The sequence below is a fragment of the Yimella sp. RIT 621 genome (assembly GCF_004146205.1).
GTDB classification, from domain to species: domain Bacteria; phylum Actinomycetota; class Actinomycetes; order Actinomycetales; family Dermatophilaceae; genus Yimella; species Yimella lutea.
Genome location: NZ_SEIP01000014.1, coordinates 37,493 through 51,715, shown reverse-complemented (window position 1 = coordinate 51,715; position 14,223 = coordinate 37,493). Strand labels below are relative to the sequence as shown.

Below are 14,223 nucleotides of genomic sequence, written 5' to 3'. Positions count from 1 at the left end.
CGAGGGTCGCGGCTTACTGCTGTGCGATCACTTGAACGAGATGACCAGCTTCATCGACTTAGCCGCGTGGTTCTGGACGCGGATCGTCGTGCCGGAGCCGGCGACCTTTGTCGAGGCCCACGGGTTGGTGGCGTCGTAGTAGCGGTCCGGGTCGCTGTCGTCGAACGTGGTCACGCCCGGCTTGGACGGGAAGGTGGTCGGAACACCGTTGCGGTGCAACGTGATTTCGTCACGAGCCTGCGTGGTGAACGTCGCGTCGTACGGCTGGCGACGGTTGCCGACCTTCGTACCGTCCGAGAACTTCATGTTCGCCGGGTTGGCGTCGACCGGCAGGACGAGTCCGCCGCCCGGGTGCACCGAGGTGTTGTTGTCCTCGTAGCGACCGTCGCTGAAGGTGATCAGCAGGCCGTCCTGGTAGGGGAAGTGCTCCACCCAGTCGGGCTTGGTGTTCGCGAAACCGAAGTTGTACGGACCGGTCCGCAGGCCGGCGTCGTACCCGGCGTAACGGCGGTACTCGGCGAGGTAGTACTGCGGCACCTGCTTGGTGACGGTTCCGTCGATTCGGGTGAAGCCCTTCGCGGTCCACGCCGAGGTCTCGGACTCCGCACCCTCGGTGCTGGAGACACCGTCGATGGTGGTGACGATGTCGTCCAGGAACGCGCCGGCCTCGTTGTAGGCCTCGTCGGTCACGTAGGCGAAACGGAACTTGATCTTCTGTCCCTTGTACGCCGACAGGTCGACCGTCTTGGTCGCCCAGTTGAGGTTCTTACCCGTCAGCGGCGCGGCGACGTTCTTCCACGTGGTGCCACCGTCGGTGGAGACCTGCGAGTACAGGTAGTCGTAGTTCGTCTCGATGTCGTAGGCGACAGCAGCCGAGACGGACGCGGTCGAGGCGTTGGTCAGGTCGATGTCGCGGGTGAGCGACGTGGTGGTGCCATCGGTACGACCGCTCCACCATTCCATCGTTCCGGTCTTGGGCTTGGTGTACTGCTCCACGAGCGTGCGGTTCGGCAGGTTGACGGCGACAGCCTGCGGAAGCTTCTTGTCGTCCAGGTCGGCCGGTCCAGTGGTGACAGTCTGGCTCGTACCCTTGGCGTAGTTCACCGTCTTGGTGTCGGACCAACCGAGGAACATCTTCTCCCAGGCACCCATATAGCCCGGAATCGTGCCGATGCCGTCGGGGCCACCGTCGTTGAGGTAGGAACCGGCGCTCATCAGCGACCAGAACGCGGTGCTGTTGTCGCCACCCGCGGTGTCGTACAGGTCCGGCAGGCCGAGGTCGTGGCCGAACTCGTGCGCGAACACACCGAGGCCACCGTTCTCCGGCTCGGTCGTGTAGTCGCGGATCCAGATGCCGGTGTTACCGATCTGCACACCGCCGGCCTTGAAGTTGGCCGGACCGGTGGTGCCGGTACCCGACTGGACGGACCAGCGGTGGGACCAGATCGCGTCCTCGCCCTGTGCGCCGCCTCCGACTTCTTCGCCCTGGCCGGCGTGGATGGCCTGGAAGTGGTCGATGTAGCCGTCCGGCTCATCGAAGTTGCCGTCACCGTCGTAGTCGTAACGGTCCCACTTGTCGAACTGCGCCAGGTAGGTCTTGATCTGCTGGTCGGTCTTGCCGGCAGCCTTCTGCGCGTTGTACCACGCGGTGGCCGAGTCGCCGATGAACGACCAGTAGCCCTCGGCCTCGCTGGTGCCGTCGCCCGGGACCGGATTGTGGCCGTAGCGCGCCTCGTTGTAGGGCAGCTTGACCCAGTCGCTGACGTCACCGGTGACGTTGAAGCGCCCCTGGGACTGCGCCTTGTAGAAGTGCTGCATCGAGTTCGTCGGACCGAACATGAGGTCCTGGAAGTGTGCCCGGTCGAAGTTCGGCTTCCAGATGGTGCTGTTGTCGACCGAGCGGTCGGGCTGCTCGATCTGGTTGTGCATCGGACCTGCGCCACCACCCTGGGCCGGCTTGGTCTGGTCTCCGAACTCGGCGAGGATCGTGAAGATCGAGGCGGTTCGGTTGACGTCGTACTGGACGTACTTGCCCTTCTGAGCGCCCTTGGCCTTCTTCATCTCGACAACACGCTTGCCGTTGATGGTCTTCAGGTTGGCCTTGCCGGCGACGACCTGCTTGACGGCGTCGTTGCGCAACTTGCCCTGCGCCTCGTGCATCGGGTCGGGCAGGTTGTCGCGCTGGACCTTCGAGGGTGCGTCGTCACCGGGCACCGCCGAAGTGGCCACCTGGCCCACGACCGGGGCCGCGGTCGCTGCGCCTCCTGCGCATGTCATTGCCGTCACGGCAGCTGTCGTGCCCACCACGGCACGGAAAATCCGTCGGTTCACTGTTCCTCCAGGGGATCCCGGGCTGCGGGGGTGGAGCCCGGTCATCCAGGAAGTTTGGCTCCAAATCATCGCCACAGCGATAGGCGATCTGATTTCTTTAACATCTTCTTACCTTTCCCCACCCGTAGAGGTGGAACTTTCCCGCACGTGGGCTCGTCCGTGCACACGGCGGCACGCTCGCTAGCCTTGCGGCCATGAGCGAAGAGCCCGCACCCTACGGTGGCAGCCCGGCCAAGTCCTCCGATGCTCCACAGGGCGACGGCATGCGTCCCCGCCGTCGCACCCGCACCGTCCATCTGCACCAGATGAAGGAGCGGGGCGAGAAGTGGTCGATGCTCACCGCGTACGACCAGTACGCGGCCGAGATCTTCGACGAGGCGCAGATCCCGGTGCTGCTGGTCGGTGACTCGGCCGGCAACAACGTGTTCGGGTACGAGACCACTCTTCCGGTGACTCTCGACGAATTCGTTCCGCTGGTGCGCGCGGTGTCCGGCGCGGTCAAGTACGCGATGGTCGTCGCCGACCTCCCGTTCGGCACCTACGGAGGCAGCGTCCAGCAGGGCTTCGACTCCGCGGTCCGGTTGATGAAGGAAGGGCGTGCACACGCGGTCAAGCTCGAGGGGGGTGCCGCGATGGCGCCGCTGGTGCAGACCCTCACGGCCGCAGGCATTCCGGTCATGGCGCACATCGGGTTCACTCCACAGAGCGAGCACAATCTCGGCGGCTATCGGGTCCAGGGGCGAGGCGAAGCGGCAGCCAAGATGATCGCCGACGCGCGAGCGCTGCAGGACGCGGGCGCATTCGCGATCGTGATGGAGATGGTGCCGACCCCGGTCGCCGCAGAGGTGACCAAGGCGTTGCGTATCCCGACGATCGGCATCGGTGCCGGGCCGGAATGCGATGCCCAGGTGCTGGTCTGGCAGGACTTCGCCGGTTTGCGTGGCGGCAAGGCTCCCCGCTTCGTCAAGCGCTACGCCGACATTCGCAGCACCTTGCTGGAGGCCGCGCGTGAGTACCGTGAGGACGTCGCCGCCGGCACCTTCCCCAACCAGGAGCAGTCCTTCGCCGAGTGATGCCCGCCTCGATCAGCGAGACGGGTGGTTCGGCACGTAACGCCACAGCACGGCCGCCGCGGCGAGTCCGACCGCCCCGGTGGCTGCGATCGCCGGACCGAGGGCGAGCGCCGCGGTGACTCCGGAAAGCAGCGCCGGTCCCCCGACGGCTCCCAGATCCGACAGTTCTCGCCAGATCCCGAGGAACTGTGCCCGTCCGACGTCCGGGGAGAAGTCCGCGCCGAGCGTCATCACCATGCCGGCGCCGATGCCGTTGCCGAAACCGAGGACGCAGCACACGATCGTGAAAGCGATCGGGTTGTGCGTCAACGGAATTGCCAGCAATGACACAGCCATCACGATCATCGACGGGATGGCCACCCAGCGACGTCCGCGCACGTCCATCAACTTGCCGGCCGGATAGAAGACCAGCATGTCGATTCCACCGGAGATGCCGTAGATCACCGAAGCCTGCTGCGGGCTGAGACCGAGGCGTTCGGCCCACAAGGGGATGACCGCTTGCCGGGAGGCACGCACGGCGGCGATCAACAGGACACCGAGACCGACGGTAAGGAAGACGCGCGCGTGCTCGTGGAGCACGTGGGCGACGGTCACCCGGGATTGTCCGGTCGAGGCAGAACCCTCGAGGTCGGGCAGCGTCATCGCGAGCACACCGGCCAGCAGCAGTCCCACCGAACAGACCAGGTACGCCGCCGGCAGGCCCCACACCCCGATCGCCGCGGCGCCGAGGAACGGACCGGCGAAGACTCCGATGCGCATGACCCCACCGAGCGTCGACAGCGCGCGTGCCCGGTAGGCGATGGGGACGGCTTCGGTGAGGTACTTCTGCCGAGCCAACATGAAGACGGAGGCCGCCGCGCCGAACACGAGTACTCCGACGACCAGGTGCCACAACTGGCTTGCGCCCCAACAGATCCCACCGGCGACAGCACCGAGCAGGGCGGCTGCGACGATCGCCTTGCGCTCCCCCACCCGATGGGTGATCACGGACGCCGGCACGTTGCAGACCAGCGACGAGACGTACGTCAGCATCACCATCAAGGCCGCGACCGGGACGCTCGCCCCGAGCGAGCGTGCGGTCAACGTGACGACCGGGAGAATCGCGCCTTCCGCGAGCCCGAACAGCAGCGACGGGCCGTACGCCGGAACAGCGAGCCGGCGCAGGTCGAAACCTGCGCCGGACTCACTCACGGGTCAAGCCTTCTCCGATGCGCCGATGGTGGCGGTGTCGATGACGAAGCGGTACCGGACGTCGCCGTCGACGACCCGCTCGTACGCCTCGTCCACCTGGTCGGCGCTGATCGTCTCGATCGTCGCGCCGATACCGTGCTCGGCGCAGAAGTCGAGCATCTCCTGGGTCTCGGCGATGCCGCCGATCATCGAGCCGGCCATCGCGGTGTTGCCGCTGAACGCGCGCGGCGGCAGTTCGTACGTGCCGTTCGGCAGACCGACGTTCACCATCACACCGAACGGCTTGAGCAGCTTCATGTAGTCGAACATCGGCAGGTCCGCACTGACGGTGTTGAGGATGATGTCGAAACTGCGCTTGTGGTCGGAGAAGGTGCGCTCGTCCGAGGTGGCCAGGTGCGCGGTCGCACCCAGCGCCTCGGAGTCCTCGGCCTTGGCCATGCTGCGCGAGATGCCGTACACCTGCGCACCCATCGCGGCCGCGATCTTCACGCCGAGGTGTCCCAGGCCGCCGACGCCGACGATGCCGACCTTCGTACCCGGACGCGCACCCCAGCGCTTCAGCGGCGAGTACGTGGTGATGCCGGCGCACAGCAGCGGCGCAGCTGCATCCAACCCGATCTCGTCGGGGATGCGGCAGGCGAAACGCTCGGTCACGACGATCTGCTGGGCGTAGCCGCCCTGGGCACGCTCACCGTCATAGTTGAGGGAGTTGTAGGTGAAGACCGCAGGCTTGGTGCAGAACTGCTCGTGGTCGTTCTTGCAGTTCTCGCACTCGCCGCACGAGTCGACCATGCAGCCGACGCCGACGCGGTCGCCGACCTTGTACTTCGTCACGCCGTCGCCGACAGCCGAGACCACACCGGCGATCTCGTGACCGGGGGTGATCGGAAACTCGATGTCGCCCCACTCCTGGCGCACCGTGTGGATGTCGCTGTGGCAGATGCCGGCGAACTTGATGTCGATTCGGATGTCGTCGTCGCGCAGGGCGCGGCGGTCGAGGGAAATCGTTTCGAAGGAACCGTTGGCCTGGGTCACCGCGAGCGCGGGTGTTTGCGTAGTCATCGCCTCCCACCGTACGACTGCGAGCGCCCGCCGGAGGACTTTCATAGTCCGACAATGCAGTGGCGCGCGCCACTCGATTCGTCGACGCCGCTGATCGGGTGATGAGATGACCCGGTGCTGTCGACGTACACCCCCTTGCTGAAGGACTCCGCCACCCGCCGTTTCATGATCGGCTCGGCGATCGGACGCCTCGGCGGTGCGATGTTCGGCATGTCCTTGGTGGCGATGATCTCCACCCGCACTGGTTCGTTCGCGCTCGCCGGGGCGGTGTCGGCGACCGGTCTGGTGCTCCTGGCCTTGACCGCGGTCGTCGCCGGACGGCTCACCGACCGGTTCGGTCAGCGCCGCGTGACCTACCCGTTGTTGGTCTGGTCGTCGGTGTGGTGCGCGGTGATGGTTGCGGCGTCAGCGCTGGAATGGCCGACCTGGACGTTGTTCGGGGCCTACGCGATGGCGACGATCGTGGCGAACGTCGGCACGCTCAGCCGCGCACGCTGGGCGCACAAACTGCGCGACGAGCCGAACAAGTTGCACACCTCCATGTCGCTGGAACAGGTGGTCGACGAACTGTCGTTCGTACTCGGCCCTGCCCTCGCCATCGCGCTGGCCACCCTGTGGTTCCCCGAGGCCGGCTACATCGCTGCGGCACTGTTCTATCTGGTCGGCACGCTCATCTTCCTGTCCGATCGCAGTACCGAACCTCCGGTCGACGAGGTGGCCCACCACGGCAGTGCGCTGGCCATCCGCACGCCCGGGATCCTGATCCTGACCTGCGTGATGTTCATGACCGGGGCGATCTTCGGATCCAACGAGGTGACCGCGATCGCCGTCGCAAAGGACCAAGGCAACCCTTCGGCGTCCGGACTCATCGTCGCGCTCTTCGCGGTCGGTTCGGCCGCTGCCGGGCTCTGGTTCGGCAGTCGAACCCTCACGCGATCGCTGCAGTCTCTGCTGGTGGTCGGCACCGCCGGCATGTTCCTGCTCGAAGCGCCGATCCTGCTCACCGAGCATCTGGTGCCGATCGCCCTGGTGATGATGGTCGCCGGCGCGGCAACGGCGCCGACGCTGATCATCTCCATGCAACTGGCGCAGAAACTCGTGCCCTCATCGCAGGTCAACGAGGCGATGAGCGTGGTACTCACCGGTTTGATCATCGGGATCGCGGCCGGCTCGGCGCTGTCCGGCATCGTGATCGAGCAGGTCCGTCCGCACGCCGGATTCTGGGTGCCGGTCGCCGCAGGAGGCATCGCGCTGCTGCTGGCCGTGGCCGGGCGCGCGTTCCTGCGCCGCAAACGGGCCTGAGCTGCCGGGGGAAGCCCGAACAACGGTGAAGGGCGTGAGGCCGTCGCCTCACGCCCTTCAGCTCGAAGGCACGCTCAGCCTTCCTTCCACGCCCGGTCGGCCTCGTCGGCCAACTCGTTCTTCTTGCGGGACAACTCGATCGCCGAGCGCGCCTCGTCCTCGGACGCGTACGGACCCATCAGGTGGTCCTTGCTCTCGGTGCTGCCGTCCTGCTCGATCTGGCCCGTGTTGACGTTGTACCAGTAGGCCATCATCACTCCTTCGTCCACCGTTGTCGGTTCATGTGCGGCGATGTCCGGGTCGACCGCTTAGGACGTAGCCCGTAGGTCCGCGTCCTAAGCTGAACCTTATGCCGCTACGCAGTCCGATGGTCGCCGGAACGATCAGTCCTCGCCGTCCGGTGCCGTCCTCAATCGCCCGCCCCGAGTACGTCGACCGGCCGGAACCGACGCCGTTCGAGGGATCGGAGATCAAGGACGCCGCCACGATCGAACGCATGCGGCTCGCCGGACGCCTCGGTGCGCAGGCGCTGCAGGCCGCCGGTGCTGCCGTCCGGCCGGGTGTCACCACGGACGAACTCGACCGCGTCGCACACGAGTTCCTGCTCGACCACCACGCCTACCCCTCGACGCTCGGCTACCGCGGCTTCCCCAAGTCGCTGTGTACCAGCGTCAACGAGGTCATCTGTCACGGCATCCCCGACGATCGCGAGTTGCAGGACGGCGACATCGTCAAGATCGACGTCACCGCCTACATCGACGGCGTCCACGGCGACAACTGCGCCACCTTCCTGGTGGGCGACGTCGCCCCCGAAGTACGCGACCTGGTCGACCGCACCCAGGAAGCGATGCTGCGCGGCATCAAGTCCGCGATGCCGGGTCGGCAGTTCAACGTGGTCGGACGAGTGATCGAGAAGTACGCCGCCCGTTTCGGCTACGGCGTGGTGCGCGACTACACCGGACACGGCATCGGCACCAGTTTCCACTCCGGCCTGATCGTCCCGCATTACGACGCAGCGCCGGCGTACGACGACGTCATCGAGCCCGGCATGACCTTCACCGTCGAGCCGATGATCACCCTCGGCACCCACGAATGGGAACTGTGGGATGACGGATGGACGGTCACCACGGCCGACAAGTCGTGGTGCGCACAGTTCGAACACACCGTCCTGATGACGCAGGACGGCCCGGAGATCCTCACCCTCCCGTGACGGAGAAGGAGAACGACACAATGGCAAAGGCCAAGACCTACGCCCTCGGCATCGACGTCGGCGGCAGCGGCATCAAAGGCGCCCCGGTCGACCTCGACAAGGGCAAGTTCGCGACGGACCGTCTGCGGATCGACACTCCGAAACCGGCCACCCCGGACGCGGTTGCCGAAGTCATCGAGCAGATCGCCGAGAACTTCGCGGACGAGACCAAGGGCGAGGCGATCGGCATCACCTTCCCCGCCGTCGTGATGCACGGCGTGGTGAAGACCGCGGCGAACATCGACAAGTCCTGGATCGAGACCGAGATCGAGCAGAAGCTGGAGAAGAGGCTCGGCCGCGACATCAGCGTCCTCAACGATGCCGACGCGGCCGGCGTGGGCGAACTGCACTTCGGCGCCGCCAAGGACCAGAAGGGTGTGGTCGTGATGACCACGCTCGGCACCGGCATCGGCACCGCGATCTTCAACAACGGTGTGCTGGTTCCGAATTCGGAACTCGGACACATCGAGATCGACGGTCACGACGCCGAATCACGCGCTGCCGAGAGCGTCCGCGATAAGGAGGACCTCTCCTGGGAGAAGTGGGCCGAGCGCCTGCAGAAGTACTACTCCACCCTGGAGAACCTGCTGTGGCCTGACCTCATCGTCGTCGGCGGCGGGGTGAGCAAGAAGCACGAGAAGTTCCTGCCGCTGCTCGACCTGCGTACCAAGATCGTGCCGGCGAAGCTCCAGAACGACGCGGGCATCATCGGTGCCGCATGGACCGCCCGCCACAAGCGCGACTGACCCCGAGCGCCGAATCCGCGCATCCTGCGGTGATCCGCGCACCTGTCACGGTGCGCGAATCTACTTTTCCTGCTCGGATTTGTTCGGACGCAGCTTGGCGAATGTGCCCTTCGGGTCTTTGACCGCCGACTTCACCTGCGGCACACCCTTCTTCAGCACCGTGCGCACCTTGGGCAGGGCCTTGGCGAACGCGGGGTACAGCGGCGAGAGCGGCCGGTCCCAGGTGCCGATGAGCATGTTCTCGTGCTTGGCGAACTGCCGCTTGAAGTCGCTGATGCCGTCGTTGAGCAGGCCGTTGAAGTCGTAACGGGACACGCCCTGCTCACGGACATGCTTCATCGCGTGGAACTTTAGGCCGTAGTTCAGGCGCAGCTTCATGCCGCGCTCGTTGACGCCGCCGTACAACTCGAAGGCCGTCGTCGCCGAGACCACCAGCCAGACGAACGCGACGACCTGGTCGCCCTCCCAGGCCGCGATCAGCTGGGACCGCTCCCCCATCAGGTCGCGGATGCCGCGGTGGTAGTCGTCGCTGTGCACCGCGAAGCCCGCTCGCCGCGCGGTCTCGTTGTTGATCGCCAGCACCTGGGCGAGGTCCTCGTCGGTCTCGACCAGTCCGAAGCGGACGTTCTCGGCCTTGAACGACTTGCGCACGTTCTGTCGCGCACTTGAACCGAGGCCCTTCATCAGGGCATCGTCGTCCTGGCTGCAGTCGACGACGAGCGTCCGTGGGATCAGACCGGTGTTCTCGCTGGGCGAAAAGGCCTTGGCTGCAATGTCTTTCAACCATTGCGGCGCCGGCTGCGACTGCAGCTGTGCGAGAGCTTCGTCGTCGGTGCCCTTCGGCATCGGCGAGTAGCCGGCCTCCCAGTCGGGCTCGATCGACAGTGCGATCGGCTGCCGCTCGCGCTTCACCCAGACCGCGAGCGCGTCGAGCACCTCGGCGCGCCGAGCCTCATCCTGCACCTGGGGCCCGCGCGGGATGTAGGACAGGCTGCGGAACGGCTGCGGCAGCTTGCGGTGCAGCACCTGCGCCGATCCGACGATCCGGTCACCGTCGCGGACGACGAGCCGGTCTGCGGTCCACTCATACCTCGACTTCAGCTCACCCCAGCCCCAAAGTTGCAGCGGGTGTCCCCCGGCGGCGTCGACGAGTTCGTCCCATTCGGTCTGATCGGTGCACAGGGTGACGCTCAAAGTCATGCGGTCAGGCTATCCACCACCTGACTTCGACGGGTGGGCAGAGGCCGTGCGCGGTCGCAACAGCGGCCGACGTTCTTTACTAAGGGCGTAGTCGAAGGTTCTTCACCGGACGCGGGCGCGCTTGCGCACCTTCTTGGGCACCGACTCGGCGAGCTCGTAACGGCGGCGGTCGATCCGCTCCGCGTGTCCCCACTTGGCCAGACGCGAGAGAACGACCGGGCACTTCTTGCACCGGGTGTCCTTCTTGCAGCACTTCTTCTTGGCGGTGAGTTGGGGCACCGTTCGAGCTTAGGTTCACCTGAGCCCGGACGGTGAATCCGACGGCGCGAGGTTACGGCGTCAGAGGGTGAACTCGGTGGCCTTCTCCCGGCGCAGATCACGCACGGGGACGCCACCATCCAGCCCGAAGTCGCCGATGTGCTGCAGGTACATCGCACGACCGGCCTCCGACAGGGTGCCGTCGTGGATCGGGACGACCTCGCGTGGTGCGATCCGCCGGACGAAGGCGATTGTTTCCTTGACCGCGCCCCACGGCGCGGAGACGGGCACCGCGAGGATGTCGATCCGGTCGAGGGGCTGACCATCCAGTGCGTCGCCGGGGTGGAACAGCGTCGGCTCTCCCTCCACCTGGAACATCAGGCCGAGGTTGGGGATGCGGTCGACGTACGGGTGGATCTCGGCGTGCTGCTGCCCGATCGGGGTGACCCGCACCGAGCCGATCTCGAAACTCTGACCGGCACGGTTCTCGGTCGCTTCGATGTCGTTCTCCTGCAACGTTCTCAGCGATCCTGTGTCGGCGAACACCGAGGCGTCCGGGTTGCGTTCCAGCACACCCCTCAGCTTCGTGACGTCCAGGTGATCGGCGTGCTGGTGGGTGATCAGGACGGCATCGACGACACTGACGGCCGCGACGTCCGAGAACGAACCCGGGTCGATGAGCATGCGTGCGTCGGCGTACTCGACCAGGAGGCAGGCGTGACCGAGGTGGGTGATCTTCATGCCAGCCACCGTACGAGTCGGCGCACGGACGCGGAGGCGTTCCGGGCGAACAACTGACGAGCGCCCACATCGCGAACACGACACGAACGCGCGGGTGTTCCTGGGCGCGACGTACCATTACCTCCCGTGAAACTCCTCGGTGAAATGCCCCCGTTCGATCTCACGTACAGCGACGTGTTCATGGTTCCGTCGCGGTCATCGGTGACCAGTCGCCTCGACGTCGACCTGTCCACGCCGGACGGTGTGGGCACCACCATCCCGCTGGTGGTCGCGAACATGACCGCGGTGTCGGGTCGACGCATGGCCGAGACCGTCGCTCGACGCGGCGCGATCGCGGTGCTGCCCCAGGACATTCCGGTGCACGCGGTCACCGAGACGATCGACTACGTCAAGGCGGCACACACCGTCTACGAGACCCCGGTGACGGTGTCGGCCGAGGCTCCGGTGGCGTCCGCGATCGCCCTGCTGGGCAAGCGCGCGCACAAGGCCGCCGTGGTCGTGGACGCCGACCACCGTCCGGTCGGAGTGGTCACCGAAGGCGACCTGCGCGATGTCGACCGCTTCACCACCGTCGGTCAGGTCATGTCCTGCGACCTGTTCAGCGTGACTCCGGACGCCGACCTCGACCAGGTCTACGACGACCTCGCCAAGCACCACCTCGGCCTCGCACCGGTGGTGAAGGACGGCGAGCTGCAGGGCGTGCTGACCCGCAAGGGCATCCTGCGCAGCGCGATCTATCAGCCCGCGCTGGATGACCGGGGGCGCCTGCGGATCGGCACCGCGATCGGCATCAACGGCGACATCGCCGCCAAAGCGAAGGCGATGCTCGAAGCGGGCTCGGACGTGCTGGTCGTCGACACCGCGCACGGCCACCAGGACAAGATGCTCGACGCACTCGACGTCGTGAAGTCCGCCCGTGACGAGCACGAGGCGTCCACCGGAACCCATATCCCGATCGCCGCCGGCAACGTGGTGACCGCCGACGGCGCCCGCGACCTGGCGAGCGCCGGTGCCGACATCATCAAGGTCGGAGTCGGACCGGGCGCCATGTGCACCACCCGCATGATGACCGGCGTGGGACGCCCGCAGTTCTCGGCGGTGCTCGAATGTGCAGCTGCGGCAACGGAACTCGGCGCGCATGTCTGGGCGGACGGCGGCGTGAAGTACCCGCGCGATGTCGCTCTCGCCCTTGCCGCCGGAGCCGGTTCGGTGATGATCGGCTCGTGGTTCGCGGGCACCTGGGAGAGCCCCGGTGACCTCAACCGGGACGCGTCCGGCAGGTTCTACAAGGAGTCGTTCGGCATGGCGTCCGCCCGTGCGGTGAGCAACCGGACGCAGGGACGCACCGCGTTCGACCGCGCCCGCTCGGCGTTGTTCGAGGAAGGCATCTCGTCCTCGAAGATGTACCTCGACGCCCAGCGCCCCGGCGTGGAAGACCTCATCGACTCGATCATCGCCGGTGTCCGCTCCAGCTTCACCTACGCGGGTGCCCGCAACATCGCCGAGTTCCGCGAGCGCGCGACGGTCGGTGTGCAGAGCGCGAGTGGTTACGACGAGGGCCGCCCCCGCGAAACCTCTTGGAGCTGAGGCCGCTACACCCGTAGTGAAGGGATCCGGTCGCAATGGCGACCGGATCCCTTCGCTGTGGCGGCTTTCAGCGGTTGCTGAGGAAACTCCGTAATCCGGCGAGGTCGTCGGTGTTGATGTGGTCGACCCCGGCCGCGACGAGTTCGCTCCACAATGCCTCACGGTTGGGCAGCGCGAGGTCGGGAGTTGCCCAGAACCGCACGCGGTATCCCCCGGCATGCGCGTCCGAAACGATCCTGTGCAGTTTCGTGCGCTCTGCCGCGGGCATGGGACCGAAGCCCTGCCAGGTGAACAACTTGGTCCAGTTGTCCGAGAGCAGAGGCAACTGCTCGCTGTTCGCGCCCGCCGGAAGCGGCGACGTGAGGCGACCGTCGAAGCCGGCCCACCGCACCGCGACTTCTGACGTGCGCTGCGCCAGGTTGCCGCTGAGGACGGCGGTCACCGCGCGGTCGCGGCGGCGACCACGCACCCAGTGCGTCATCAGCTTCGGGTACTGGCTCAGTTGCTGTTGGACGACGGGCCAAGCGGCGTCGCCGTCAGACTTGATGTCGATCAGCAGTTGGATCGGCGTCTTGCGACGCGGGAAGGTCCGGCCGTTGCCGAGCCGGGCCAGCCGATCCAGCGGCTCGAGGTAGAAGCTGCGTAGCGTGCGCGACAGGTCGGGTCCGTCGTGACCGAGGTACAACTCGCCGTCGACGAGCCAGACGTCGGCCTCGACGCTGGTAAAGCCGTGCTCGAGAGCATCGAACAGGGGACGGGTGTGCTCGTAGTCGTTGTGGGCGTGGGCCTTGGCCAGCGGACGGACGCTAGCCAGCGGCGACCGGGCAGCAGCGGCGGCCTGTTCCTGGCTGAGCGCGAGGGTGGCCGAAGCGACCAGACCTCCGGTCAGCAGCGTGCGGCGGGTGCAGGAGTGAGCAGACATGCGTCCAGCCAACGCCCCGGACGGTGACCGGCGGGCGAACGTGGAGTCAGGACTTCGCAAACTCCGTCAAGACCGCGAAGGAGTCGAACTCCTTACCGCTCTCCTTCGCCCACACCATCGGCAACGCACAGTCCGTGCCACCGAACGGCAGATCCGAAACGGCGCGCACCGCGTCGTCTAGTCGCTGCCGCGGGCTGATACCGAGCTCGGTCAGCAACGGCGCCTCGCGCCAGTCCCCGCCCGAACCGGTGAACCCGACGACCTCGCACTCCGGCTCGGTCGCCATCGTCACCAAGGCGAGCGTCGTGGACGCCTCCCGACAGGTCAGCGGCATGTTGCTGATCGGCATCGTCATCGAACCGGACACGTCGAGGACCAGCAACGTGCGCTTGCCGGACGGGTGCACCGCACCGAACGCGTTGTAGAACGCCGCGTCCAACGCGCCGACGATCTCCCGATGAGACCAGCCCTCGCGCTGTCGGTACTTGACCACCTGGAAGGCGACCGTGTCGGCGTCCTTGCACGTGTACCAGTCGGCGACGGCGCGGCGCGGTCAGCTCG

14 protein-coding genes are annotated in these 14,223 nt (G+C 66.5%); 5 read left to right on the top strand and 9 right to left on the bottom strand.

What is annotated here, in order from left to right; genetic code table 11:
• Positions 1–27: 27 nt before the first annotated feature.
• Positions 28–2,277 carry an immune inhibitor A domain-containing protein gene (locus EU513_RS13205; RefSeq protein ID WP_240796054.1) on the bottom strand — a complete coding sequence of 750 codons (2,250 nt, stop codon included), beginning with the start codon at positions 2,275–2,277 and terminating at the stop codon, positions 28–30.
• 248 nt (positions 2,278–2,525) lie between these two features.
• Here EU513_RS13205 and panB point away from each other — a divergent pair, with 248 nt between their 5' ends.
• The gene (panB, locus tag EU513_RS13200; protein WP_129626691.1) at positions 2,526–3,404 is read left to right on the top strand and encodes a 3-methyl-2-oxobutanoate hydroxymethyltransferase; all 879 of its coding nucleotides are present in this window, start codon (positions 2,526–2,528) and stop codon (positions 3,402–3,404) included.
• Positions 3,405–3,416: 12 nt separating this feature from the next.
• Here the strand turns inward: panB and EU513_RS13195 are convergent, their stop codons facing one another.
• A complete protein-coding gene (locus tag EU513_RS13195) occupies positions 3,417–4,595 on the bottom strand; it encodes an MFS transporter (protein WP_129626689.1) in 1,179 nt (392 codons plus the stop codon).
• 3 nt (positions 4,596–4,598) lie between these two features.
• Positions 4,599–5,657, bottom strand: a complete 1,059-nt coding sequence (locus tag EU513_RS13190; RefSeq protein WP_129626687.1) for an NAD(P)-dependent alcohol dehydrogenase — start codon at positions 5,655–5,657, stop codon at positions 4,599–4,601.
• Positions 5,658–5,771: 114 nt separating this feature from the next.
• Here EU513_RS13190 and EU513_RS13185 point away from each other — a divergent pair, with 114 nt between their 5' ends.
• Positions 5,772–6,959, top strand: a complete 1,188-nt coding sequence (locus tag EU513_RS13185) for an MFS transporter (RefSeq protein WP_129626685.1) — start codon at positions 5,772–5,774, stop codon at positions 6,957–6,959.
• A 74-nt stretch (positions 6,960–7,033) separates the two neighbouring features.
• Here the strand turns inward: EU513_RS13185 and EU513_RS13180 are convergent, their stop codons facing one another.
• A complete protein-coding gene (locus EU513_RS13180; protein WP_129626683.1) occupies positions 7,034–7,210 on the bottom strand; it encodes a methionine aminopeptidase in 177 nt (58 codons plus the stop codon).
• A gap of 98 nt (positions 7,211–7,308) precedes the next feature.
• Here EU513_RS13180 and map point away from each other — a divergent pair, with 98 nt between their 5' ends.
• Together map and ppgK are read left to right on the top strand one after the other, a co-directional pair.
• Positions 7,309–8,169: a type I methionyl aminopeptidase gene (gene map, locus EU513_RS13175; protein WP_129626681.1), complete on the top strand. Its 861-nt coding sequence runs from the start codon at positions 7,309–7,311 to the stop codon at positions 8,167–8,169.
• Between the two features lie 20 nt (positions 8,170–8,189).
• Positions 8,190–8,954, top strand: a complete 765-nt coding sequence (ppgK, locus tag EU513_RS13170; RefSeq protein WP_129626679.1) for a polyphosphate--glucose phosphotransferase — start codon at positions 8,190–8,192, stop codon at positions 8,952–8,954.
• Positions 8,955–9,014: 60 nt separating this feature from the next.
• Here ppgK and EU513_RS13165 read toward each other — a convergent pair whose 3' ends face one another.
• The 3 genes from EU513_RS13165 to EU513_RS13160 all read right to left on the bottom strand — a co-directional run bounded on the left by EU513_RS13165 (position 9,015) and on the right by EU513_RS13160 (position 11,153).
• A complete protein-coding gene (locus tag EU513_RS13165; RefSeq protein WP_129626677.1) occupies positions 9,015–10,154 on the bottom strand; it encodes a peptidoglycan bridge formation glycyltransferase FemA/FemB family protein in 1,140 nt (379 codons plus the stop codon).
• A 102-nt stretch (positions 10,155–10,256) separates the two neighbouring features.
• The gene (locus tag EU513_RS15990) at positions 10,257–10,433 is read right to left on the bottom strand and encodes a hypothetical protein (protein ID WP_168990280.1); all 177 of its coding nucleotides are present in this window, start codon (positions 10,431–10,433) and stop codon (positions 10,257–10,259) included.
• A 60-nt stretch (positions 10,434–10,493) separates the two neighbouring features.
• The gene (locus tag EU513_RS13160; protein ID WP_129626675.1) at positions 10,494–11,153 is read right to left on the bottom strand and encodes an MBL fold metallo-hydrolase; all 660 of its coding nucleotides are present in this window, start codon (positions 11,151–11,153) and stop codon (positions 10,494–10,496) included.
• Between the two features lie 144 nt (positions 11,154–11,297).
• On the opposite strand from EU513_RS13160, the gene EU513_RS13155 reads away from it, so the two are divergent.
• Positions 11,298–12,740 (top strand): GuaB1 family IMP dehydrogenase-related protein, encoded by a 1,443-nt coding sequence (locus EU513_RS13155; protein WP_205744786.1) that lies wholly within the window; start codon positions 11,298–11,300, stop codon positions 12,738–12,740.
• Between the two features lie 67 nt (positions 12,741–12,807).
• Here the strand turns inward: EU513_RS13155 and EU513_RS13150 are convergent, their stop codons facing one another.
• Positions 12,808–13,662: a phosphatidylinositol-specific phospholipase C/glycerophosphodiester phosphodiesterase family protein gene (locus tag EU513_RS13150; RefSeq protein ID WP_129626671.1), complete on the bottom strand. Its 855-nt coding sequence runs from the start codon at positions 13,660–13,662 to the stop codon at positions 12,808–12,810.
• A 46-nt stretch (positions 13,663–13,708) separates the two neighbouring features.
• Positions 13,709–14,155: a hypothetical protein gene (locus EU513_RS15985; protein ID WP_205744784.1), complete on the bottom strand. Its 447-nt coding sequence runs from the start codon at positions 14,153–14,155 to the stop codon at positions 13,709–13,711.
• Positions 14,156–14,223: the final 68 nt, after the last annotated feature.